24 protein-coding genes are annotated in these 21,640 nt (G+C 56.8%); 9 read left to right on the top strand and 15 right to left on the bottom strand.

Annotated features, from left to right (window positions below; all coding sequences use genetic code 11):
- Positions 1-3: 3 nt before the first annotated feature.
- Both HJO_RS06215 and HJO_RS06210 read right to left on the bottom strand, forming a co-directional pair.
- A complete protein-coding gene (locus HJO_RS06215; protein WP_035615014.1) occupies positions 4-465 on the bottom strand; it encodes an RrF2 family transcriptional regulator in 462 nt (153 codons plus the stop codon).
- A gap of 269 nt (positions 466-734) precedes the next feature.
- Positions 735-2,462 carry a chloride channel protein gene (locus HJO_RS06210; RefSeq protein ID WP_035615011.1) on the bottom strand — a complete coding sequence of 576 codons (1,728 nt, stop codon included), beginning with the start codon at positions 2,460-2,462 and terminating at the stop codon, positions 735-737.
- A 360-nt stretch (positions 2,463-2,822) separates the two neighbouring features.
- On the opposite strand from HJO_RS06210, the gene HJO_RS06205 reads away from it, so the two are divergent.
- Entirely contained in the window at positions 2,823-3,179 is a 357-nt protein-coding gene (locus HJO_RS06205) for a DUF488 domain-containing protein (RefSeq protein WP_035615008.1), read from the top strand.
- Between the two features lie 90 nt (positions 3,180-3,269).
- Here the strand turns inward: HJO_RS06205 and HJO_RS06200 are convergent, their stop codons facing one another.
- Entirely contained in the window at positions 3,270-4,199 is a 930-nt protein-coding gene (locus HJO_RS06200; protein WP_035615005.1) for a LysR family transcriptional regulator, read from the bottom strand.
- Positions 4,200-4,512: 313 nt separating this feature from the next.
- Here HJO_RS06200 and HJO_RS18100 point away from each other — a divergent pair, with 313 nt between their 5' ends.
- Together HJO_RS18100 and HJO_RS06195 are read left to right on the top strand one after the other, a co-directional pair.
- A complete protein-coding gene (locus tag HJO_RS18100) occupies positions 4,513-4,695 on the top strand; it encodes a YdcH family protein (protein ID WP_084141636.1) in 183 nt (60 codons plus the stop codon).
- 102 nt (positions 4,696-4,797) lie between these two features.
- Positions 4,798-5,226, top strand: a complete 429-nt coding sequence (locus tag HJO_RS06195; protein ID WP_035615002.1) for a GreA/GreB family elongation factor — start codon at positions 4,798-4,800, stop codon at positions 5,224-5,226.
- 107 nt (positions 5,227-5,333) lie between these two features.
- On the opposite strand, the gene HJO_RS06190 is transcribed toward HJO_RS06195, so the two are convergent.
- Together HJO_RS06190 and HJO_RS06185 are read right to left on the bottom strand one after the other, a co-directional pair.
- Positions 5,334-5,567 (bottom strand): hexameric tyrosine-coordinated heme protein, encoded by a 234-nt coding sequence (locus HJO_RS06190; RefSeq protein WP_035615000.1) that lies wholly within the window; start codon positions 5,565-5,567, stop codon positions 5,334-5,336.
- Between the two features lie 76 nt (positions 5,568-5,643).
- Positions 5,644-6,060: an RrF2 family transcriptional regulator gene (locus HJO_RS06185; RefSeq protein ID WP_035614998.1), complete on the bottom strand. Its 417-nt coding sequence runs from the start codon at positions 6,058-6,060 to the stop codon at positions 5,644-5,646.
- Between the two features lie 226 nt (positions 6,061-6,286).
- Between HJO_RS06185 and HJO_RS06180 the strand changes: the two genes are divergently transcribed.
- The 6 genes from HJO_RS06180 to HJO_RS06155 all read left to right on the top strand — a co-directional run bounded on the left by HJO_RS06180 (position 6,287) and on the right by HJO_RS06155 (position 12,147).
- Positions 6,287-6,775, top strand: a complete 489-nt coding sequence (locus HJO_RS06180) for a hemerythrin domain-containing protein (protein ID WP_035614996.1) — start codon at positions 6,287-6,289, stop codon at positions 6,773-6,775.
- Positions 6,775-7,974, top strand: coding sequence for an NnrS family protein (locus tag HJO_RS06175; protein ID WP_035614994.1), 1,200 nt, complete (start codon positions 6,775-6,777; stop codon positions 7,972-7,974). Before HJO_RS06180 ends, HJO_RS06175 begins: the two co-directional genes overlap by 1 nt.
- 305 nt (positions 7,975-8,279) lie before the next feature.
- Complete coding sequence (locus HJO_RS06170; protein ID WP_035614992.1) at positions 8,280-8,636, top strand: hypothetical protein; 357 nt, start codon at positions 8,280-8,282, stop codon at positions 8,634-8,636.
- Between the two features lie 45 nt (positions 8,637-8,681).
- Positions 8,682-9,092 (top strand): hypothetical protein, encoded by a 411-nt coding sequence (locus tag HJO_RS06165; RefSeq protein WP_035614990.1) that lies wholly within the window; start codon positions 8,682-8,684, stop codon positions 9,090-9,092.
- Positions 9,093-9,209: 117 nt separating this feature from the next.
- Positions 9,210-9,794 (top strand): sigma-70 family RNA polymerase sigma factor, encoded by a 585-nt coding sequence (locus HJO_RS06160; RefSeq protein ID WP_035614987.1) that lies wholly within the window; start codon positions 9,210-9,212, stop codon positions 9,792-9,794.
- On the top strand, positions 9,760-12,147 hold the full coding sequence (locus tag HJO_RS06155; protein WP_084141633.1) for a protein kinase domain-containing protein: 2,388 nt from the start codon (positions 9,760-9,762) through the stop codon (positions 12,145-12,147). Before HJO_RS06160 ends, HJO_RS06155 begins: the two co-directional genes overlap by 35 nt.
- An 11-nt stretch (positions 12,148-12,158) precedes the next feature.
- On the opposite strand, the gene HJO_RS06150 is transcribed toward HJO_RS06155, so the two are convergent.
- The 10 genes from HJO_RS06150 to ccoN form a co-directional block, all read right to left on the bottom strand.
- Entirely contained in the window at positions 12,159-12,863 is a 705-nt protein-coding gene (locus tag HJO_RS06150) for a metallophosphoesterase family protein (RefSeq protein WP_035615390.1), read from the bottom strand.
- Between the two features lie 152 nt (positions 12,864-13,015).
- Positions 13,016-13,390 carry a hypothetical protein gene (locus HJO_RS06145; RefSeq protein WP_035614983.1) on the bottom strand — a complete coding sequence of 125 codons (375 nt, stop codon included), beginning with the start codon at positions 13,388-13,390 and terminating at the stop codon, positions 13,016-13,018.
- Positions 13,391-13,724: 334 nt separating this feature from the next.
- Positions 13,725-13,919 (bottom strand): cbb3-type cytochrome oxidase assembly protein CcoS, encoded by a 195-nt coding sequence (gene ccoS / locus HJO_RS06140; RefSeq protein ID WP_051618342.1) that lies wholly within the window; start codon positions 13,917-13,919, stop codon positions 13,725-13,727.
- A complete protein-coding gene (locus tag HJO_RS06135) occupies positions 13,916-16,219 on the bottom strand; it encodes a heavy metal translocating P-type ATPase (RefSeq protein ID WP_241764682.1) in 2,304 nt (767 codons plus the stop codon). Before HJO_RS06135 ends, ccoS begins: the two co-directional genes overlap by 4 nt.
- The gene (locus HJO_RS06130) at positions 16,138-16,641 is read right to left on the bottom strand and encodes a FixH family protein (RefSeq protein WP_035614978.1); all 504 of its coding nucleotides are present in this window, start codon (positions 16,639-16,641) and stop codon (positions 16,138-16,140) included. Before HJO_RS06130 ends, HJO_RS06135 begins: the two co-directional genes overlap by 82 nt.
- Positions 16,638-18,095 (bottom strand): cytochrome c oxidase accessory protein CcoG, encoded by a 1,458-nt coding sequence (ccoG, locus tag HJO_RS06125; RefSeq protein WP_051618340.1) that lies wholly within the window; start codon positions 18,093-18,095, stop codon positions 16,638-16,640. The genes HJO_RS06130 and ccoG overlap by 4 nt, the downstream gene beginning before the upstream one ends.
- Positions 18,096-18,117: 22 nt before the next feature.
- Positions 18,118-19,002: a cytochrome-c oxidase, cbb3-type subunit III gene (gene ccoP, locus HJO_RS06120; RefSeq protein ID WP_035614976.1), complete on the bottom strand. Its 885-nt coding sequence runs from the start codon at positions 19,000-19,002 to the stop codon at positions 18,118-18,120.
- Positions 18,995-19,156 carry a cbb3-type cytochrome c oxidase subunit 3 gene (locus tag HJO_RS18800; protein ID WP_035614973.1) on the bottom strand — a complete coding sequence of 54 codons (162 nt, stop codon included), beginning with the start codon at positions 19,154-19,156 and terminating at the stop codon, positions 18,995-18,997. The genes ccoP and HJO_RS18800 overlap by 8 nt, the downstream gene beginning before the upstream one ends.
- Before the next feature lie 12 nt (positions 19,157-19,168).
- Entirely contained in the window at positions 19,169-19,939 is a 771-nt protein-coding gene (gene ccoO / locus HJO_RS06110) for a cytochrome-c oxidase, cbb3-type subunit II (protein ID WP_035614972.1), read from the bottom strand.
- 12 nt (positions 19,940-19,951) lie between these two features.
- Positions 19,952-21,628 carry a cytochrome-c oxidase, cbb3-type subunit I gene (gene ccoN / locus HJO_RS06105; RefSeq protein ID WP_051618339.1) on the bottom strand — a complete coding sequence of 559 codons (1,677 nt, stop codon included), beginning with the start codon at positions 21,626-21,628 and terminating at the stop codon, positions 19,952-19,954.
- Between the last annotated feature and the right edge of the window lie 12 nt (positions 21,629-21,640).

Below are 21,640 nucleotides of genomic sequence, written 5' to 3'. Positions count from 1 at the left end.
CGTCTATTGGTCCAGAAGGGGGCCGCGCTGAGGCTGGTTGAATGGTTGGGGGCCGGTGAATTGCGAGGGCTTCAGCATCATGTCTTCAAGACTGAATTTGTCGAGCGCAGAGAGGAATGCGTTGAGCGCTTCGTTCAGAGGGCCGGGTAGCTTGCAATAGGCGGAAACCAGACAATTGTTGGGTGTTCCGAAACACTCGGCAAGCTTGAAATCCGGTTCGGTCAAACGTACCAGAGCGCCCAGATTGATGTGCGCCGGATCCTCACGAAGGCGCAGGCCCCCATTGCGGCCGCGTACAGCTTCAAGAATGCCTTCATGGCTTAGAAGATTGACGATTTTCATGACGTGTCCGCGTGACAAGTCATAGGTTTCGGCGATTTCGGAGATTGTTATCAGCCGGTCAGGATGGGACGCGGCCATAAGCAAAATACGTAACGCATAGTCCGTAAAGCTGGTTAGTCTCATGAAAATCTGACCTCAAACCTGTATAAAACAAGTAAACCTGTGGCGCTGCGATGCAAGGTTTTGTCTGGCGCGATTTCGTTATGAAACAGAGTGGAGGTGCAGTCTTTCGGGTGGCGGAAGCGAGATCAACATCAGTCATTCCCCCATCATACGCAACAATTCAACTGCAACGGTCTGGACGGATATATCGGCTCGCGACTTCCCATCAAACAGCAACGAGACACTGCGCGTCTCGAGAAGGCGAGTGCGTCTGCTTTGCAATCGGATCATCAAGAGTCCTGAGCGTCGTTCTTTGATGATGTCATGATCAGATCACGGAATGAACGAATCGACTCTTCATTGGCTGCCACCAGAAGATCGTCGCGGACCTGCAGCCGCGTGTCGCCAGTTGGAGTGATTTCGCCCTCGCCGCGGATGATGCCTACAATGACCACGCCCATGTCACTTAATCCGAGGCTGCGGACTTCGCGGCCAGCTACTGGCGATCCCGCCGGCATGAGGAGGCGGTAGAGCCGTTCCTTGCGCTGGCGTAGAGAGATGCCTTCACCGCCTTCCAGCACCGCCTGCAATTCGCTGTCCAGGATATCACGGTCAAGATGGACTTCCTGGCGGCGCAATAGATCTGCGGCGGTCTGGTAGAATGTTTCGCGATAGACCGGGCTGTCTGCGGGGGTGCGGGCCTGGTATTCATAAATCGTCGGATATTTTGTATTCCGGGACAGGACAAGTTGCACCAAAAAGGAGATTGCGACGGCGAGCATCGTTGGCATGATCAACGTGAAGCCCCCCGTCATCTCGATCACCATCACCATCGCGGCAATAGGGACGCGTGCGGTTCCTGCGAAGACTGCGGCCATGCCGACAACTGCCAACCAGTTGCTATCGATATCAATGTTCATGAGGTGTAACAGGCCGGCAAAACTACCGCCGAGCATGACTCCAACAAATAGCGTGGGGCCGAATACGCCACCCGAACCGCCAGACCCGACGGTGAGGGAGAGTGTCAAGATCTTGCCGAAGGTCAAAAGCACCAGGATCCAGACGGCCAGCCCTGTCCCACCTTGAAGCACGAATTGCATATAGCCATATCCGCCGCCGATGACCGGCGGCATTGCAATGCCGATCATTCCGACGGCCAGGCCACCGATGGCCGGTTTGATCGCGCGTGGAACCTTCAGCGCAACGAATGCGTCGCGGATCGTATAATAAATTCGAGGCATCAGCGCGCCTACACCGCCCGCCAAAGCGCCGAGCAGGCTGAACCACAACAGATCCAGGGGAACCAGATCGCGGCTGCTCTCCAGAAGCAGAAACAGGGGCGTGAATCCAGAAAACATACCCGTAATTGAGTAGGCGATCGAGGCAGAGATCAATGTGAAGATCAATGCGCCACCTTCGAAGGCCATGCGTGAATACAGGATTTCTACGGCAAAGATGGCTGTCCCCAAGGGGCTCTTGAAGATGGCCGATAGGCCGGCGGCCATTCCGATCAGGATCACGATCCGGCGTTCATCGTCAGACAGGTTGAAAATTTGGCCGATAATGGCTCCCATACCTGATGCGATCTGGGCCGTTGGTCCTTCATGTCCACCTGACCCGCCGGTGCCTATCGTGATTGCGCTCGCCAGGGTCTTTACGAAAGGCACACGCGCGCGCATCCTTCCCTTGTTTCGGTGGAATGCCAGTAGCGTGGCATCAGTGCCGTGCCCTTCTGTTTCAGGCGCCAATCCGAAGATCAGCAGGCCTGCCGCCAAACCTCCCAATGTCGTTGAAATTGGCAGACACCAGTACAGGCGCGTGAACGGCTGTGGGATGTCCGTCATTGCATGGGCCGTCTCGACGTCGATCGTCTCATACCCGCCAACCGCAGCGAGGACATAGGTATCAAAAAAATGCAGGAGAAGCAGGAAAAGTTGCGCGCCCAGCGCCCCGACAACACCAAGCACGACGCAAATCAAAATCAAACGCGGCGTGCGTTGAAGGTTTAGCAGCCACATGTCAGCCTCTCCCTCTTGGCGGTCGTGTCGGGATTCGGCCTAACTCTCTGACAGGCGTATTTCAATAGCCCGGGGTTGCATTGATACACTTTTTTGGATTTGCCGGGGCGGTAGAGTCAGTCGCGCTTGATCTGATGTGATCGAGCAGAGATGCCTAACCTCCATTCTTGGTGAACAGCCGTTGCGATGATCTGAGGCTGTGCTCCAATTCGTTGGACGAACGCCGTGATGCGCATCAGATTTTCAGCCTCTTACTCAATGCAATTGCGATTGAAGCGGCGTCGGCACATGATCAATCCTGCTACACCGTGTTTCGGTCTTCGTGAATTCGCTGACTGCAGGCGAGAAGGGGGTGCGTAAGTGAACGTCAACATAAAGCGGGCCTATGAGGCCCCGTCGTCTGAGGACGGCGTGAGGGTACTGGTCGACAGGCTTTGGCCACGTGGCGTTAGCAAAGACGAGGCCCGAATAGACCACTGGCTGAAAGACCTCGCACCGAGCACGCCGCTTCGGAAATGGTTCGGCCACGACGAGGGGCGCTGGGAGGAGTTCGTGACACGGTATGCTCATGAGATCGACGCGCACGGCGAGGAATTCGATCGATTATCCAAATTGGTCGAAGAGGGGACGGTCACACTTGTCTATGCGGCACGCGATGAGACTCACAACAATGCAGTCGTCCTGAGGAATATTTTGCAGAATCGCCACTCGAGTTGAATGGTTCGCATCGATTGAACGCGCGCCGCATTCTTGTATGTATGCAGACGGAACTTTTCTGGAGACTGGGGGCGATCGGAAAGCGATAGGCTATCTGGAGTGGCCGAGGTGATTTTCACTAAGCAGTTCGGCTGCGACATGCTGCAATGCGCTTCCGAGCGTGATCAAATTGGGCGCCAGGGGCGACGACTCCCGCCAGATAAGCGAAATCGGGTGGCTCGCCAGCTGGTGTTCAATGCGCCGGATTTTCAGGTGTGGGTCGCGCCGTGCTTCCGATAGGGCGTAGAGACTGGGTAGCACGGCGATGCCTGCACCCATCTCAGCCATCTGGCGCACCGAATCCAGACTCGTTCCTTCGTATTCGTTGCTGATGATGGCACCTGCAGCATCGGCAATGTTCTCGATTGCGACATTCAGCCGGTCGCGGCTTCCCAGAGTGAGAAAGAGGCGGCCCTCCAGATCCGAGAGGGCGACAGGATCTGGATCTCGCGCAAGCGGATCGTCTGGCGCGACACATATCCACAACTCTTCGTCAAACAATGAGACGTGGTGGACGCGCGAATGGTCTGCGACGGATGAAATGATCGTATCAAACAGGCCTTCGTGCAGGTGCGTTTCAAGATCATTGGCGGGCTCTTCTCTCACATGGAAGCGCAAAAGCGGGAATTTGGCATGCAGTTGTCGAACCGCCAGCGGAAGGAGGTACGGACCAACAATGGGCAATACCCCTATGCGGTACAGACCTTCCAGCTGGTCGGCATCGTGGCGCGCGACTGCTTTCAAATCCTCGACATCCCTCAGGATATGCTTGGCCCTCGCAGCAATTTCCAACCCCTTGGGGGTCAGCAAGGCGCCGCTAGGTGCACGTTCGATCAACACCGCTCCCAATTCTTCTTCCATGTTGGATATCTGGGATGACAGTCCGGGCTGACTGACATTCAACCGCTTTGCGGCTTCACCGAACCGCCCAGTCTCGGCGATGGCCGTCAGGTATTGCAGTTGGCGCAGCGTTGGTCTCATCCATAATATCCAGTTATCGCAAAACAACATTATTACGATTTGAATTATGGGTTGTCGCTTCCGATTTCAAGAGAAACACACCGACACGTAGACGCAAAAGGAGACCGCAAATGTTGTCCGCCGCCGATTTCCCAACCTGCTTTCCCTGGATGGACGAAAAGCAGGGCGACCGAGGACGTAGGCGAAGCGCCGTTACTTCAACCCAGATAGGAGTGGCGCGCTGGGAAGATGATGGCGGCGCGGTTCGAGCGCTGCATATCCCAGGGGCTCGCCGAATGGGGTTGCGCGAAAAGCAAGTCAAAGGAGAGCGTTGATGGCGACTGAAGTTCGTGGAGATGAAAGACTGATACGGTCGTTGCGCACCAAGCATGCTGAACTTGACCGGCTCATCACTCAGGAAGAAAGGCGGCCGCTTCCCGATTCCACAAGATTGCGGGATCTCAAGGCTCGGCGTCTGGCCCTGAAGGACAGAATTATGCGCCAGTTGGGAGAATAATCTCTGCCAGCGCGGCGCTCATATCGGACGCCCGGCCCCGCCTGAAACCAGACCAAGGCAACCTCGAGAAAATTCACAAATAAAAGTGAGGAAACTATCTAGATGACTATTGTTGACCGAGGGAACGATGAATCCCGTACGAAGATACACATGAACGCGCTTGAGTTTGATGCGTTGAACGCGTTGGCCAATGCATTGACCTGTAGCGAGCCGGAATTCGCCGGGCTGCTGCTCGGCGAACTTGATCGGGCGACCGTGTATTCGTCTGGAGCGTTGCCGGATCAAACTGTCGTAATGAATTCGATTGTTGAATATGTTGATGAAGTCAGCGGCAGGATTCGGATCGTCAAATTGGTTTTTCCGAACCGCTTGGGGGCGTCGACATCGCATGTTTCAATTACGTCGCCTGTGGGAATCGCGCTTATCGGCCTTTCGGTTGGCGACACCACGATGTGCCGCTTTCCGAACGGCCGTCAAAGACGCCTGCGGGTCCTGGGCGTCACGCCGCCAGACGAATCGAGCCTGGCGTAAGCTGAAGTCACGATCGCTTGGCTGCGTTTCGCCGGCTCCCGTCGGCGCATTCCGAGCTTACGATTCCGCCACGGACCCCGTGTAGGCAAGTCTTGTATTGTCGTAGTTCATGCCTCACCGCGCCAGAAATTGTTGGCGGCCGAAACAGTCGCAAAGTGAGTCGCTATCACCTGGCTGACGGCAACAAGTGCTGATGCGTTTTCGGCATAATCGGAGCGCAGGCGATCGCGCACCTCAGCATCTGGTTGGGTCACCTTGATTGCGACCCGGGCGAGCTTAACGGCCAGGTCATAACCTTCGGCTGGTGTCTTGACGATGAGGCTGGGTAGCCAGTCTGTCATTTTATAGTCCTTTCTTGCTGTGATGGTTGATCGTATGGAAACGCCTGAATTGATATGTGGATTCAGGGCAGGAAATTCAGGCAGGCGCCCGGGTCGGCAGGGCGATGTCGGCGAGTGTTGCCTTGTCGAGATCTCTCAGGAATGCCGCTTCGGCTGATCGCAAACGCGCTTTGACCCGGCATTGGCCATCAATCGTGCAGTTTCCCCTGTCTGCCGAAAGACATTCGACCAATGGCTGATCTTGCTCCAGAAGCTGAACAATTCTGCCCAGCTTTAGCTCCCTGGGTTTGACTGCCAATCTCGCGCCACCGCCAGCGCCTCGTTGGGTGCGGACGATTTGTCCTTGGGCGAGACGCTGCATGATTTTGGTCAGATGATTGCGCGACAAATTGAACTCGTCAGCTAGTTCGCCAGATGAAAAGGCTCGCTGTGGTTCGCTCGCCATACGCATCAACATGCGCAGGCCGTAATCCGTGAATGAGGTGAGGCGCATTGTCTCGTTTCCCGATCGCAAAATAGGTATTAGAAATACCTATTATCAAAATGGTTGGCGAATTCAATGTCTAATCCTTTCAGAATGCGCGACTCCACACTGGCTGCAATTCGCGGTTCAGGGCGACGCGGACATTGGGTTGGCAGGCCTTTCGCCTTGGTTTCAGCCGGTCGTCTGACTTGAACATCTCCGATGTTGGTTCAGCGCAATTTCCAAAGGACATGACATGACCACTTCCGTTCCGCTCCATGACGCCGCTGAACTCACACGTTACATAGAGGAACGATATCACGTGCGCCTGCGTGCGCAGCTTCCCGAGTTGGCGGCGCTTTCCGCCAAAGTGGAACAGGTCCATGCGGGGCGACCGGGTGTCCCCACAGGATTGGCCGATATCCTGACACGGATGATAGGCGAAATGGAAGTTCACATGAAAAAGGAAGAACTGATTCTGTTTCCGGCCATTCGAAACGGGGCTGGCCCAGTGCTCGGGCAACCGATCGCGGCCATGCGCCACGATCATGTTGGACACATTGAAGACGCCCGAACCATTCTCGGGCTCACGCAAAACTTGACCCTGCCGGAAAATGCCTGCCGGACATGGACCAGCCTCTATGATGGGCTTGGCGTGCTCGTAAGGGATCTGGAAGAGCATTTGCGGCTCGAGAATGAAGTCCTTTTCCCCCAGTTTGAAGCAACAGACCGGATGCAAGGCTGATGGCACAAACCGTAGTCCTGCGCCGCTCCCAGGCCCCTTGGACGATATTTTCCTACGGCTTTCGGCCATTCTTTCTCGGAGCATCGCTTTGGGCGGCTCTGTCGATGGCGCTTTGGATACCCTTCGTGTCAGGCATCGTAGTGTTGCCCACCGCATTTGATCCGGTGTCCTGGCATGCGCACGAGTTTCTCTATGGGTATCTCGGTGCGGTAATTGCTGGCTTCCTTTTGACGGCTATTCCAAACTGGACATCCCGGCCGCCACTCATTGGCTGGCCCCTCGGCCTCGTCTTTTTGCTATGGGTTGCTGGCCGGGTCGTCATGATGTTCTCGATGGGATTGCCGCCTTTCGCCGTGGCCATTGTTGACCTGTCTCTTCCTGTGGCGATTGCCGTCGTGGCAGGAAACGAAATCCTGGCAGGGAAAAATTGGCGCAATCTCATAATACTGGCGTTGCTCGCTGCGTTCATCTTGGGCAACGCGATTTTCCACTGGGAGGCGGCCCGAGGCAACTTCGCGGCACATGGCTATGGTTTGCGCATCGGATTGGGTGTGACCGTGATGATGATTGCCATCATTGGCGGTAGAATCGTGCCGCTGTTTACGCGCAACTGGCTGACCAGACGAGGAGGTGGGCGTCTGCCGGTTCTTCCGATGCAAACCTTCGACAAGGTCGCATTGCTCATCCTGCTGGCGGCGCTGATTGCCTTTGTTGTTCGTCCAGCAGGGACGGTGACGGCACTTGCGCTTGTGCTGGCTGGCGCTGCTCATACATGGCGCCTGATCCGCTGGGCAGGTGATCGGACCGTCGCGGAACCCCTGGTTTGGGTGCTTCACATTGGATACGCGTTCATCCCGTTGGGGGCATTTGGATTGGCGGGTAATGTGCTTGTTCCAGACTTGATAACGCCCAGCGCCACTCAACATCTGTGGATGACCGGCGCAATCGGGACGATGACACTTGCTGTAATGACGCGAGCGACACTGGGCCATACGGGACAGAATCTTGCTGCGAATGCGGGTACGCTCTGCATATATATCGCGCTATTGGCTGCTGTTGCGATGCGGCTGGCTGCCGGAATTTGGATTGATCACGCCATGTGGCTGTACACATGTGCCGGGGCCGCATGGTTTGCCGCGTTCGGCGGGTTCGCCGTGGCGTATGGGCCATTGCTTCTGAGAACCAAGACGCCTGTTTGAACCCCAGTTAGGGGATTGGTACGGCAAACGGACCCGGGGCAGGCGTTTATAGTTCTCGCACGCCGCGAACAGCGCGACTGACGCATTGCCCTGAACGTGGTTTCCCTAGCAGCTTGGCGAGCCTGCCGTTTCCCGTGCGACGTCACCAAGCAAGCCTAACCCCTCATTCTGCATGTCGAATCGCATGGCCTTGAACGCCAGATGCCAAATAGTTCTGTCCGTTCGTGGCCCAAACCTGCCTTTTCGTACGCCTAGTGAGATGAGGCCCTTTCAGACGGGCGCACCGATCCACAGGAAAATGCTCGATGAAACAGCGCGTAGGAAAATTTGGAACTGCGCTCTTCCTGAGCCTGATGATGGCGTGTCGCGTGGCGGCACAGGATCATTTCCCGAGCGATTGCACCAATTGGGCGGGCCCGGAAACGGCGCAACTTCGTGCATTTGACCTTGCCTTTCCGCAACAGGGGCAGCGGGCAGAGACCCCAGGCGGCACCCCCTACTACGGATCGTTTGCCGATCAATACACAGACGAAGGCGGGTGCGGGGTTGATGTTTATGAAACTCCATTGAGCCGTCTCGGTAGTGTGGAGTTCACGACGCCACCCTTCGTACCCTATGAGCCAAGCTCCAGCGCTCTGGATACCTTTCAAGGCTGGCCGTAGCGCCAGACAAAATTTGTTACTTACGCCAACAAGAAAGTCGGTCACATGTTGAAATCATCCATATCTGCTGTCCTGCTCGCCTGTGCAGTCGCCTTCGTCGGTACGCCTGCGATTGCCCAGTCTTCAGCCTATCAGGGCCAACCCGGCGTCAGCCAGGAAATGGCTTTCCTGGTCGGCAAATGGCGGCTCGCTGCCCAGCAGGGCACCACGATCTCGGAATTCCTTCCTGACGGGTCATTCATCAGCATGGCGTTTGCGCCCGGGGCACGCCAGGGCCAGGGGTCGACCGGTCAGTTCCAGGTGCTTCCATTGGGCAATGGTCGATTCAAGCTGATGATCAGAGTGAATCCAACCCAGCGCGGCCAGCGACCGCGAGTTGTCGAAAACATCATGCAGATCACCCCTGATGGAAGGCTTTATAACGAAACAGCCAAGGCGTTTGCGCAGCGCTTGTAGCCGGTTTCCAGGTGTGCGCTGCATTCCTGAGCCCTCGCCATTTCGACTTTTCATCGTTCGGCCGGTGGCTTGCAGCGGCGAACACCATGCGCCAGATTGCGTGGAGGGGGAGTTACGATGTCCGATACTGATCGAAATGAGGCCAAAGAACTGCTTGACGCTTGGCGCAGCGGTGATCTGACGTCACGGGATCGCCTGTTTGAACTGCTTTATGCGGAATTGCGCAAAGTCTCGGGTGCGCTCATCCGGGCCGAGAGCAACAGCTCACTGTCGACGGGTGACCTCGTGAACGAGGCCGTGCTCCGGCTCATGCAACTCGAGCAAATCGAATGGACCGATAAAGCGCATTTTCTGGCGCTCGCAGCCCGCACCATGCGGCGCGTCCTGATCGACAATGCCCGAAAGAAACTTTCCAACAAAAGGCATCATCGCAAGGTGACATTGATTACCAGGGTCGCGGGTGCGGGAATGGACAGGATAGAGTTTGATGTGCTCGATAAGTCCCTGATCCGGCTAGGGGTCATTGATCCCGACATGGCTGAAATTGTCGAGCTTAGGTACTTTGGCGGCATGAGTTTCGAAGAGATTGCCGAGGTCAAACAGTCCTCGCCATCGACCATCAAGCGCAACTGGCGCGTCGCGAGGGCCTGGCTTCTGGATTCCTTGAATGAGGCGCGCAGCGATGACCATCAGATCACTTGAGCAACGGGCGATGGCGTTGTTGGCGCTGTCTCTCGATTACGCTTCGGATGTCCGCGCAGACTGGGTTCGCAAGAATTCCGGTGGCGATACGGCGCTGGCCAAACGTGTGCTTGATCTACTTGCGGCAGACGCCAGCAGCGAAACGGCACTGCGCACGGGCGGTGCGGGCCATGACGCGGCAGACCCGATTGCCCCTGAGCGTGTCGGTGCCTATCGGATTACCGGATTGATCGGGCAGGGCGGAATGGGGGCGGTTTACCGCGGCGAACGCGCGACCAATGATTTCGATCATACGGCCGCGATCAAGGTTGTTCGACCAGGCGTCCTGTCAGACACATTGGTTGAACGGTTTCAGCGGGAAAGACAGATTCTCGCAACACTGAATCACCCGAACATCGCGCGCCTCTATGATGGTGGGCAGATGATTGATGGTTCACCCTACATGGTGATGGAGTATGTCGAAGGGCGCTCCATTATCGATTGGGCAAACGATAACAATTCAACCACCACACAACGTCTGACGCTGTTTCGTGACCTCTGTGGAGCTGTCAGCTACGCCCACCAGAATCTGATAATTCACCGGGATATCACCCCGTCCAATGTCATGGTAACGGATGAGGGTAACGTCAAACTTATCGATTTCGGGATTGCCAAGCCGCACGATGTTCATGATGGCGGGACAACCGATGCAGCATCGGACTCCCTGGCGAGCCTGAGCTTTACACCGGGTTATGCTGCCCCGGAGCGTACGACGGGCGCCCCAGCAAATACCCTGTCGGATGTCTTCTCACTTGGTCGCATCCTTGGTGTCCTGATCGATGTTCCGAACCAGACCGAGGATATTGCCGCAATCATTGGCCGGGCAACCGCGAACGACCCGGCCGCACGTTATCAATCGGTCGCGGCGCTTGTCAGCGATCTCGACAACCTGGCAGGCGGCTTTCCGGTCAAGGCCCGTGAAGGCGGAGCTGGATATCAGTTCGGCAAGTTTTTCGCGAGACGAAAGCTGGCCGTCACCTTTGGCAGCCTCGCCTTCCTTGGTCTCGCAGGCGGCCTCGCAACAACGCTGTTTCAATACCAGCGTGCGGAGGCAGCACTGATGCGCGCTGAAGCCAGATTTGACCAAGCCCGGGCACTCAGCAATTCCCTGATTTTTGATTTCTATGACGACTTCGCCAGGATTTCCGGCACGCTGCAGTCGCGTAAGGATCTTGCCGATCTCGTGCGGACATACATTCAGGACCTCGCTGTCGATCCGTCTGCACCAGATGATTTGCTGCTCGATATTGGCTCGATGAGCCTGAGACTATCCGACATTTACGGTGGCGTGGGTGTCGCGAATCTCGGGGAGACAGAGAGAGCATACGCGTTGCTCCTTGACGCCGAAGACAAGCTGCAGACGCTCCTGGCACGCAACCCCGACAATACCGAAGCGCTTGCCCAGATGGCCATGGTCAAACGCATGCTTGCGGTGCAAAGCCTCAATTACAAGGGAGATCCGGTGGCGGCAGCGCGGTATAATGCAGATACGCTGGCGCTTGCTTCACGCGGCGCAGCGCTTGGCGGTGATACGGAACGCACCTTTCTTCGCCATTTCTGGAGTGCGCGCACCGACAATCTGAAGATTCTGTCTGAATTGGAAAATTACGAGGAAGCGCTCGCATCTGTGCAGCAATGGCGATCCGAACTGACGCCGGAAATGTTCGACCGTCTCGGTGGTGGTGAGGAAATGGCAGCTTATATGTCAGTGCAGGAATCGGAATTTCTGTTCGAGCTGGGCAGGTTTTCTGAGGCAGTACCCTCCCTGCAGTATGCGATCGGGTACCGCGAAGCAAAACTGGCTGAAATGCCCGAGAATTACTATCAGCAGACGCAATTCATGACGGCCATTGCGGCGCTGTCCCGCGTTTACCGCGAAACGGGAGATGTCAATCTCAGTAGAGCTTTTGCCGAGCGAGCTGTCTCGCTGGCTCGTGCAATCATGGACGCTGATGCCGAAGACGCCGGCGGGCCTGAAGGACTTGCCAGCATGTTGGATACGCTTACGCGGGTAGAACGTGCGGCGGGCAACTGGTCGGCGGCGATATCTGCCTCAGATGAAGCGATTGAACTCAATCGACAGCTTGTCAGCCAGTTTCCGGACACGCCATTCTACCAGGAAAAATTGCTGCAGGCATTGGTCTTGAATGCCCAGCTGTCGCTGGAAACAGAGCGGCGCGCAGCGGCATGTGCGGACGCGACCGAGGCAGAGCAGCTTATGAAGGTTCTGGGCGGTCTCGGGAGTGGAGAAAATTCACTTGGATCCGGATTGATCGGTGATTTTCAAGAGGTGCAGGCAAAATGCTTGCCTTGACCGCTCTGATTTCAGGTTGAGACAAATCTGATCGGCTCTTCCGGGGCGATGATCGCTGCGGTCAGGCGCCCCCCGTAAACGGCTCCGGTATCAATGTTTATGCGCCGCTGAAGCGCACCGGAAATCTCCGGACAGAAGTCGTCGGTGGGTGTATGTCCATGCACCACACGCCAGCCATCTAGCGCGGGGTTCTGCCACGTGTCTGAGTTAAAGAAATGCTCCTGGCGCGTCCACAGACGTACGGAGTCGGCGCAATTGGGGTAGGTTGCGACATCTATCCCGGCGTGCACGAAAATCAGACGAGCTTCCTCATCACGGTAGATGCTTGGGAGGGCTTCGAGCCACTCTATATGTGAAGTGGGAACTCGGTCCCAGCCGCGCTTTTCATAACTCGTCAGGGTCTTGCGGCCGCCATTGGTCAGCCAGGTGGCGTACGCGCCTGGATTTGCATTGGACAGCGCGTCCAGCATCATCTGTTCATGGTTTCCACGAAGGCTGATAACAGGGCAGGGTGCCACAGCTTCCAGTGTTCGGACTGCCTCAACGACGCCGCAGCTGTCGGGCCCACGGTCAACGTAGTCACCAATGTGTATGATGGTCATGTCCCGGTCTGGAAAACAGCTGCGCTGATGGTCGAAGATAATTCCGTGCAGCAGGTGCAGGCGTTCTGCCTCCCCGTGAACATCGCCAATCGCATAGTTGATCATTTGGCGCATGGTGGCATCTCGCCTGAAAATGGACTCGCGAAAAACCGACAGGCGGCGGTGTCCCCCGACCGCCGCCTGCCTATCACTCAGCCACGTCCCCAATTGTCCAGCTGAGAATTTGAACTGGCAGTCCGGCACCTGTTATAGGGCGCCGGCCGCGCCTATTCGTAGATCGAGTTGATGAAGGCTTCATGCGAGTCAGCGGGCTGCGAGTACGGAAGGTCGCTGCTCGATGTCGACCCGCCTGACCCGTAGCCGCCTGAGTAATCATAGCCGGGCTGAACCGGGGTCAGGTCATAATAATCGAGGCTTGGGTCAAGCTCACCATTATAGGAGCTGATCACGTTGCCATACATGTCGACCTGGCTGTCATAGGCATAGGGATCGACATAGTGCTCATTGCCCCACTCGTCGACCATGGTCGAACCCCATGGTGAAATTTCACCCCAGTTATTGTAGTCTTGTGCTGCGGCGGTACCCGCAAGGATGGCCAATGCGGCGGAGGCAGCGGCGAAGGTCTTGATGACGGCTTTCATTGGTCTTGTCCCCTTGGGTGGTGTGGCCTCCCCGAAATTGAGGTGGCTATACTGAATAAGGCGCAGCCGAAGCGGAAATCGGTCCAAAAAAGTTTCAACAAAATGATGGTGTGCACCGGCTTGCCGTCACGGGATGATCAGGCGACCGGGCAAACCAGCGTCCCTTTCTGGCGTTATGTCCCGAAAAATGACCGGAATTTCCTTCTGGGAGCCCCATCACATCACCTGAAATCACCCAGTTCCAGATATGATGTGCGCCAAACCTGCGCATTCACCTGTGGAATCCAAAGCCTGCATGCTCGTTGCCTTGGAGGCACACCGAAAGGGTGAAACACTATTCGGCTGAATTCCTGAAAGCGTCGTCGGCCGAGGCTGGCTCACCCATCGGTTTATCCTCGTCGATCAGGATGCGATGCGCTGCACCTTCGGGGTCATCAAATTGCCCTGATGTCGCCGCCCAGAGGAATGCCGCAAGGCCGAGGCCGCCAAGCGCTAGTGCGACCGGAATCAGGTAGACGATGATGCTCATGAGGAACCGCTTTTGCCATGCCTAATTCGCAGGGCATTCAGCGTGACGATGAGCGAAGAGGCCGACATCGCGATGGCGGCAATGAGGGGGGTGACATGCCCCGTTACCGCAATCGGAACGGCAATCAGATTGTAGGCGGCCGCGAGACCGAAATTTTGGAGCATTATCTGCCGGGCGGATTTTGATATCCGGAGAATCGCCGGGATGCTGCCCAGGCCACCCGCATAGACCGCATCGCTCGCAGACTGGCTTATATCCATTGCCCCACCGGGCGTCAGCGATGCGTGAGCCAGTGCGAGCGCACCGGCATCGTTCAAACCATCCCCGACCATCAGCACGCGCTTGCCTTCGTCCCTCAGCGCTTCAAGCCGTGCCGCCTTATCCTGTGGGCTAACCCTCGCAGACCAGACGCCGATGCCCAATGCGCCTGCGGTCCGGGCGACCGCGGACGGTCGATCCCCAGACAGGATTTCAAGCGAATATCCCTCAGTCTCCAATGCCCGGACCGCTGCTTTTGCATCGTCGCGCAATTGTTCCTCGAAGGTAAAGGCGATGGGCGGTTCAGACCCGCGTGAGAACCAAAGCACAGGCCCTTCGCCAGCAACCTCTCCGCCAGCTCCAACCCACTCTGCCGAGCCCAGCCTGCAAACATGCCCGTCAATATTTGCCTCGAGCCCAAGGCCCGCATGCTCTCGAATACCGGTCGCGAGCGGTCCGGCTCCAGCGGCTGTCACGAGTGCGCGGGAAAGCGGGTGCCGGCTGGCCCGAGCAAGCATCGCCGCAATCGGAAGGGCCTTCCTGGTGTTTTCTGTGACCAGGCATACAGGCTCGCCGAGCGTCAGGGTGCCTGTCTTGTCAAATACAATATGATCAATTGCCGCCAGGCGCTCCAATGCGTCGCCGGACCTCAGGAAAACACCTGATCTGAACAGCTTGCCGGAAGCGACCATTTGAGCCGCCGGTGCGGCAAGCGCCAGTGCGCAGGGACAGGTGATGATCAAGGTCGAAACAGCAATAAGAATTGCTTCGCGAACACTGGCGCCTGCGACGATCCAGCCGAGAAACGACAGCGCGGCAGTCGTGTGCACGAACGGCACATATAGCGCCACCGCCCGGTCCGCAATTTTCCGGTATGTTGAACGTCTCTGTTCACCTGCCTCCATCATTGTCGCGATATCTGCCAACAATGAGTCCGTCGCTGGCGAAATCGCCTGTCCGATCAGGGCTGCCCCGAGATTCACCGACCCGGCAAATACGACCGTTCCTGCATTCACGAGGCGTGGCAAACTTTCTCCAGAGACCAGTTGTTCATCGATCTCGCCCGCGCCTTCCGCAATCGTCATGTCGATGACAGCCTGCTCTCCTGGTGACAGGAGGATCATGTCGCCGGCGATGATCTCGTTCGCGCGAACGGACTCGATTGCCCCCGTACTGTTCTGACGCCTGACCGACCTGTTCTTGAGCGCCGCCAAATCGTGCGCAGCCCCGGACGCCCGCCGCCGGAGTCTCGCATCAAGAAAACGGCCGATCAGCAGGAAAAAAATGAGCATGATACAGGCATCGAAATAGGCATGCGGGCCACCCTGTATCGTTTCCCAGATGCTGACCCCCATAGCCAACCAGATCGCGAGGGACACCGGCACATCCATATTGACATGCCCGTGCTTCAGCGCACGCCACGCCGATAAAAAGAAGTGCCGCCCGGAAAACACGACGACCGGCAGGGCAATCATTCCGGAAATTGCGTGAAAAGCCTGGCGTGTCGCGGCTCCCATCTCGCCTGCGCCGCCCCATACGGACACCGACAGCAGCATTATGTTGGCCGCAGCAAACCCTGCGACGCCCATGGCGATGAGGAGGCTGCGCTCTTCGGCCTGATACGATGTCCCTTCGGAATCCGTGCCGCTCGCGGTGACACCATATCCAAGTTCGGAAACCGCAGTGGCGATTTCGTTTCCTGTGAGTGCGCCGGTCCAATCAACGCGCATGTGCCCTGTCGACAGGTTCAGACGCGCGCCTTGCACTCCAGGCAACGCATTCACGGCGCTTTCAATCTTGGCGATGCACCCTCCACACTTGGCGCCCTTCACACTTAGATCTAGCCGTGAGGCGTGTCCTGCCTTGCGTACAAAGGCTTGGATGTCTGTACCGGGCAGGGCGGATTTCGAAAGCGGCAAGCTTGAAGCGCATTCGGATGCGTTGGTATGAGAAAGAGCGTTCATCGAATGGTTATGGTCTTGCGAGCAACAAATTTGGGTGAACTGCTTTCTGCGTCCCGAACCTGTGCAATGATCTCCCACTGTCCCGCCTGAAGGTCACCGACATTCGCATGATACCGTCCACCCAGATCGGAAATAAGGTCGAACTCATGGTCGGCATTGGTTGTCGCAGGCCTGCGTAAGGCCGCATTCACAGACTTCCCCGTCAAAGGCTCGCCGGTTGATTCTTCCAGATAGACGACAAGCATGTCTCCCTCGAGACCGACGGCGGCCTGCCAACCAAGGCGCGCTTGTTCGGCTCTCTGCTCCAGGGTCGCATTATAGTTTAATCCCTGCAGGTATGATTTCTTCACATCTTCGCCCGGAAAGCTTGTGATCGCGTAGAATAGAAAAATTCCGTTGACGACAAACATCAACCCGAAAAAACCGAGAAGCCAAAACAAGACTTGGTAGCCTTTCAACGTCTTGTCGCCACTCGCGCTCTTGATGTTTGCGGTACTCATTCTCCACCCCTCATGAATGAAACGCGGTTTGTAACAGTTTCGCCGGTTTCGAGATCGGTCACGGCAAAATCGAGAGACTCTGTTTTCCCAGTTTCGGGAGCGCTTACCAGAACGCGATAGCGATCCACACCATGCGCTGCTACCGGAACCTCGAAGGAGCTTGCGTCATCATGCGGCAACCCAATGACCTTCACAGACAGTCCCTCCGGCCCTTTGACAGAAACGCTCACAGTGCGGGGCTTCGTGTTCTTGTTGACGAGCTTCAACGTATATCCGTTTTGAATGTCACCATCAGAAAGCCTAACGAAGGGCGGCGAGCGGTCCTTCAGAAGGTTCAATTCAAATGTCGCTTTTGTCGACAGGCCAAACAGCATCAGGCCACCAATGGCGGCTATAAGTGCTGTGTAGAGGATTGTACGCATGCGTATCAGGCGGTACTTCGGCGGCTGAACCTTTGCGGCGCGGGCCTCTACCGCCACATCGGTGTCATAAGCGATGAGTCCGGTCGGACGCCCGACCCGTTTCATCATGGCATCACAGGCGTCAATGCAAAGAGCGCAATGGATGCATTCCAGTTGCGCTCCGTCGCGGATATCAATTCCCATGGGGCACACCTGGACGCATTGGTCGCAGTCAATGCAGTCGCCTCGTTCGCTCCAGTCCTCGCTCTTTCTCTTCGGCCCGCGTGGCTCACCACGGTCATAGCGGTAGGTGACATTAAGGGCGTGCTCGTCGGTCAACGCACCCTGAATGCGCGGCCAGGGACACATATAGGTGCAGACCTGTTCTCGCATCATGCCTGCGAGGAAATAGGTCGTCAGTGTCAGGATTCCAGCAAACCAATAGGCCGAAAGGGGGGCTTCACCGGAAAACCAGCCACGAGCAACGGTTGGTGCGTCATGCCAATAGAGGACAAATGCCCCGCCGGTCCAGAACGCAATGATCAACCAGACGATGTGCTTGCCGACCTTGCGCCAGAGCTTGTTGAAGGTGAGTGGGGCCTTGTCGAGGCGCATTCGGGCAGCCCGGTCGCCTTCAAAGGCCCGCTCGACCCATATATATAGATCGGTCCACACAGTTTGCGGACAGGCATAACCGCACCAGACTCGCCCCAGCAGGGATGTCACCAGAAAGAGGGCCAACGAGGCCAGGATCAGCAGCCCGGCGAGGTAATAGGCTTCCTGCGGCCATATCTCGATGAAGAAGAAATAGAATTTTTCGGATGCGAAGTCGGCAATCACCGCTTGGTCGGGAATGCCCTCACCGCGGTCCCAGCGAATCCAGGGAACAGCATAATAGACGCCCAGCGTGACAGCCATAACGATCCACTTGACCGTCCGGAACTTTCCATGCGCCAGTTTTGGATAGATCTGCTTGCGCTTGGCGTAGAGATCCTGATGCGATGGAGAGTTTCCGCCGCCGGGCCGATCCAATTTGAGGGTGGTTTTTGTCATTTGCCTGCCTCACTTGCTGGCCTCACTCGCCGCCGCCCAACGAATGAACGTACACAGCCAGCGCCTTGATCGAGGCGTCGTCCAGCCGGTCGCCCCATGCTGGCATATGTGAGTTTCGGGCATTGTAGATGGTGCTGTAGATGTCGTCGCGTTGCCCGCCATACAACCAGTCGGTATCGGTCAGGTTAGGGGCGCCTAGCGTCCGGTCTCCCATACCATTTTCGCCATGACAGGATGAGCACTGCACGCTCCATAGCGGCGCAGCGCGGTTGACGGCTTCGGTATCATCGCTCCGCCCCGAAAAGTTCAGGACGTATTCGGTGAGGTCATCAATCTGCTGCGAGGTGAGGAGCTTGTCCCGCCCGAAACGAGGCATGGCGGAAAAGCGGGTCGCATCATCTCCCTCGTGTCGGATGCCATGACGCAACGTTGTCTCGATACCGTCCAGCGTGCCGTCCCAAAGCCAGACGTCATCCGCAAGCACAGGGTAGCCCTTTGCACCGCGTCCACCGGCACCATGGCAAGTCGCACAGTTGTCCCCGAACAGGCTTTCGCCCATTGCGAGTGCAAATTGCTGGAGGTCCCTGTCGGTCTGGATTTCTTCCAGCGATGCGCCAAGCAGCGCATTCGAGCTCACGCTACGCTCGACGTTCAGTTCTGCCATCGCGACGGCGACGTTGTCCCGGTCTGACGCGTTCCGAATGCCGGGTGTATTGGTACCAAGCCCTGGCAGGGCCGGAATGGCCGGCATCAGGATCATGTAAATCACGGCGATCCCGATACTGATGTACCACACAATCAGCCACCACCGCGGCAGCGGGTTGTTTAGCTCGCTGATGCCATCCCAGGAGTGTCCGGTCGTCTCGATACCGGAATGTTCGTCGACGGGTTTGTCTTCTTTACTCATCGTCGGGCCCCTTGTCAGACAATGGCAGCTGCGCTGCATCCTCGAATTTCGATTTATTGCTCGGCCACAAAGCGTAAGTGAGTGCTGCAGCGAACATCAGAACAAAATAGATCAGTCCACCGGTTTGGGCGAAACTTGAAAGAGCCTCATACATCGCACGTCACTCCTATCGCCTGTTGCCGAGATCTTCGGCCTCATACGTCGAGAAATCGACCAGGGTTCCGGTCATTTGCAGGTAGGCGACCAGCGCATCCATTTCGGTGATGCGCTGAGGATCGCCGTCAAAATCACGCATTTCAAAGGAATTTTCGCGGCCAGCGGCCTCTCCATATTCAGCCACCAGGTCATCGACATAATCGTAGCCACGTTCATTCGGGTCGGCCTGAGCGAGCAGGTGGCCCTTCGCATTCTCGATCATGCCGTCGGTGTAAGGGACACCGACAATGCGTTCAGTGCGCAACCGATCTTCCACCTGCCTTATGTCAAGCGACTTGCGGGCAAGGAATGCGTAAGGAGGCATGACGGATTCAGGTACCAGCGAACGGGGGTCCTTCAGGTGATCGACTTGCCACTCGGCAGAATACTTGCCGCCGACCCGCGCCAGATCGGGCCCGGTTCGCTTTGAGCCCCATTGGAAAGGGTGGTCGTACATGCTCTCGGCAGCCAGGGAGTAGTGTCCGTAGCGTTCGACTTCGTCTCTCAGCGGACGAATCATCTGGCTATGGCAGACGTAGCAACCTTCCCGCACGTAGATATCGCGACCAAGCAGTTCGAGAGGCGTATAAGGCCGCATCCCGTCTACTTTCTCGATGGTGTTATCCATGTACATCAGCGGCGCCATCTGGATGATCCCGCCGATTGACACGACGATCAGGATGCCGACCGTCAGCAAAAGGGAATTGCGTTCGAGCAATCCGTGCTTGTCCATGAGTCCCATTTGTACGGTCTCCTATTCGGCAGGCTGGAGCATCGGACGAACGCCTTGCTCGGCAGGTGTAAGGTTGATCGCGTCCGTGGCTTCGCCGTGGCCGAGTACGGTGCGGACGAGGTTGTAGGCCATGATGACTGCGCCGGAGAAATAGAGCAGCCCACCCAATGCCCGGATCATGTAGCTGATGTGCTTGGCTTCGACAGTCTCGACAAAACTGTACTCAAGGAAGCCGAACTGGTTGTAGGCCCTCCACATCAGTCCTTCCGTGATGCCAGCAAACCACATGGATATCATGTAGAACAGGATGCCGATGGTCGAGATCCAGAAATGCCATTCGACCAAGCTCTTGGAATACAGGGCCTTGCGTTTCCACAGCCAGGGAACCAGGCAATAGATCGCGCCAAACGATATATAGCCGACCCAGCCAAGCGCGCCGGAGTGGACGTGTCCGATGCCCCATTCCGTGTAGTGCGACAGGGCGTTGACGGCGCGCACGCTCATCAACGGGCCTTCAAAGGTCGCCATTCCATAGAAGGCGAGTGAAACAATCATCATCCGCACGACCGGGTCGGTCCTCAGCTTGTCCCAGGCACCGGACAGGGTCATGACACCATTGATCATGCCGCCCCAGCTTGGCATCCAGAGCATGATCGAGAACGCCATGCCGAGTGTCTGGGCCCATTGCGGCAGGGCGGTATAATGCAAGTGGTGCGGGCCGGCCCAGATATAGATGAAGATCAGGGACCAGAAGTGCACGATCGACAGCCGATAGGAATAGACCGGGCGGTTCACCCGTTTCGGGATGAAGTAGTACATGATGGCCAGGAAGCCGGTGGTGAGGAAGAACCCGACCGCATTATGGCCATACCACCATTGCGTCATTGCGTCCTGGACACCAGAGAACACCTGTACCGATTTCGACCCTGTCAGACTGACAGGAACCGAGAGATTATTGACGATGTGCAACATCGCAATGGTGACAATGAAGGAAAGGTAGAACCAGTTCGCCACATAGATGTGGGGTTCCTTGCGCTTCCACAAGGTTCCGAGGAATACCAAAAGGTAGGCAACCCAAACCAGCGTCAGCCAGAGGTCTGCATACCATTCCGGCTCTGCATATTCTTTCGATTGGGTAACGCCGGCCAAGTATCCGGTTGCCGCAAGAACGATGAATATCTGATAGCCCCAGAAGACGAACCAGGGCCACATGCCGCCTGCGAGCCGGGTACGACAGGTGCGCTGGACGACGTAGAAGCTGGTCGCCATCAGGACATTGCCACCAAACGCAAAGATCACGGCGGAAGTGTGCAGCGGGCGCAGGCGCCCGAAATTGGTCCACCCAAGCTCGGGGAAGTAGAAGAGGTTTGGAAATGTCAGTTGCGAGGCAATGATTACGCCGACCAACAGGCCAGCGATGCCCCAGAACATTGATGCAAAGACGCCCCATTTGACGATGGTGTCTTCGTATTCGGATTCGTCGAACGGATTGCGCTCACCCAGGCCCCCGGCCCACAGGCTGAGGCTGGCGATGAAGAGTGTTGCCAGCGCAACAAACATCCACGCATGCATTTCCATCGCTGCGTCCTGAGCGCGGCCCGCGATGACCAGCGCCAGCAGGAGAAAAATTCCCAATATGCCACCGACGGCAAACAGACTTGTATTGTCGCGAGGCGTGGTGGCGTGTGTCCGGACCATGTTCAATGTCCC

The organism is Hyphomonas johnsonii MHS-2 (assembly GCF_000685275.1).
In the GTDB taxonomy this organism is placed as follows: Bacteria; Pseudomonadota; Alphaproteobacteria; order Caulobacterales; family Hyphomonadaceae; genus Hyphomonas; species Hyphomonas johnsonii.
Note: the sequence above shows the minus strand (reverse complement) of the source record. Positions and strands in the feature narration are given on the sequence as shown.

Excerpts from the sequence above, each read along its gene's own strand:
- HJO_RS06215 (WP_035615014.1), bottom strand. The coding sequence starts at position 465 with ATGAGACTAACCAGCTTTACGGACTATGCGTTACGTATTTTGCTTATG.
- HJO_RS06210 (WP_035615011.1), bottom strand. The coding sequence starts at position 2,462 with ATGTGGCTGCTAAACCTTCAACGCACGCCGCGTTTGATTTTGATTTGC.
- HJO_RS06200 (WP_035615005.1), bottom strand. The coding sequence starts at position 4,199 with ATGAGACCAACGCTGCGCCAACTGCAATACCTGACGGCCATCGCCGAG.
- HJO_RS18100 (WP_084141636.1), top strand. The coding sequence starts at position 4,513 with ATGGCGACTGAAGTTCGTGGAGATGAAAGACTGATACGGTCGTTGCGC.
- HJO_RS06195 (WP_035615002.1), top strand. The coding sequence starts at position 4,798 with ATGACTATTGTTGACCGAGGGAACGATGAATCCCGTACGAAGATACAC.
- HJO_RS06190 (WP_035615000.1), bottom strand. The coding sequence starts at position 5,567 with ATGACAGACTGGCTACCCAGCCTCATCGTCAAGACACCAGCCGAAGGT.
- HJO_RS06185 (WP_035614998.1), bottom strand. The coding sequence starts at position 6,060 with ATGCGCCTCACCTCATTCACGGATTACGGCCTGCGCATGTTGATGCGT.
- HJO_RS06180 (WP_035614996.1), top strand. The coding sequence starts at position 6,287 with ATGACCACTTCCGTTCCGCTCCATGACGCCGCTGAACTCACACGTTAC.
- HJO_RS06175 (WP_035614994.1), top strand. The coding sequence starts at position 6,775 with ATGGCACAAACCGTAGTCCTGCGCCGCTCCCAGGCCCCTTGGACGATA.
- HJO_RS06170 (WP_035614992.1), top strand. The coding sequence starts at position 8,280 with ATGAAACAGCGCGTAGGAAAATTTGGAACTGCGCTCTTCCTGAGCCTG.
- HJO_RS06165 (WP_035614990.1), top strand. The coding sequence starts at position 8,682 with ATGTTGAAATCATCCATATCTGCTGTCCTGCTCGCCTGTGCAGTCGCC.
- HJO_RS06160 (WP_035614987.1), top strand. The coding sequence starts at position 9,210 with ATGTCCGATACTGATCGAAATGAGGCCAAAGAACTGCTTGACGCTTGG.
- HJO_RS06155 (WP_084141633.1), top strand. The coding sequence starts at position 9,760 with ATGAGGCGCGCAGCGATGACCATCAGATCACTTGAGCAACGGGCGATG.
- HJO_RS06150 (WP_035615390.1), bottom strand. The coding sequence starts at position 12,863 with ATGCGCCAAATGATCAACTATGCGATTGGCGATGTTCACGGGGAGGCA.
- HJO_RS06145 (WP_035614983.1), bottom strand. The coding sequence starts at position 13,390 with ATGAAAGCCGTCATCAAGACCTTCGCCGCTGCCTCCGCCGCATTGGCC.
- ccoS (WP_051618342.1), bottom strand. The coding sequence starts at position 13,919 with ATGAGCATCATCGTCTACCTGATTCCGGTCGCACTAGCGCTTGGCGGC.
- HJO_RS06130 (WP_035614978.1), bottom strand. The coding sequence starts at position 16,641 with ATGAGTACCGCAAACATCAAGAGCGCGAGTGGCGACAAGACGTTGAAA.
- ccoG (WP_051618340.1), bottom strand. The coding sequence starts at position 18,095 with ATGACAAAAACCACCCTCAAATTGGATCGGCCCGGCGGCGGAAACTCT.
- ccoP (WP_035614976.1), bottom strand. The coding sequence starts at position 19,002 with ATGAGTAAAGAAGACAAACCCGTCGACGAACATTCCGGTATCGAGACG.
- HJO_RS18800 (WP_035614973.1), bottom strand. The coding sequence starts at position 19,156 with ATGTATGAGGCTCTTTCAAGTTTCGCCCAAACCGGTGGACTGATCTAT.
- ccoO (WP_035614972.1), bottom strand. The coding sequence starts at position 19,939 with ATGGGACTCATGGACAAGCACGGATTGCTCGAACGCAATTCCCTTTTG.
- ccoN (WP_051618339.1), bottom strand. The coding sequence starts at position 21,628 with ATGGTCCGGACACACGCCACCACGCCTCGCGACAATACAAGTCTGTTT.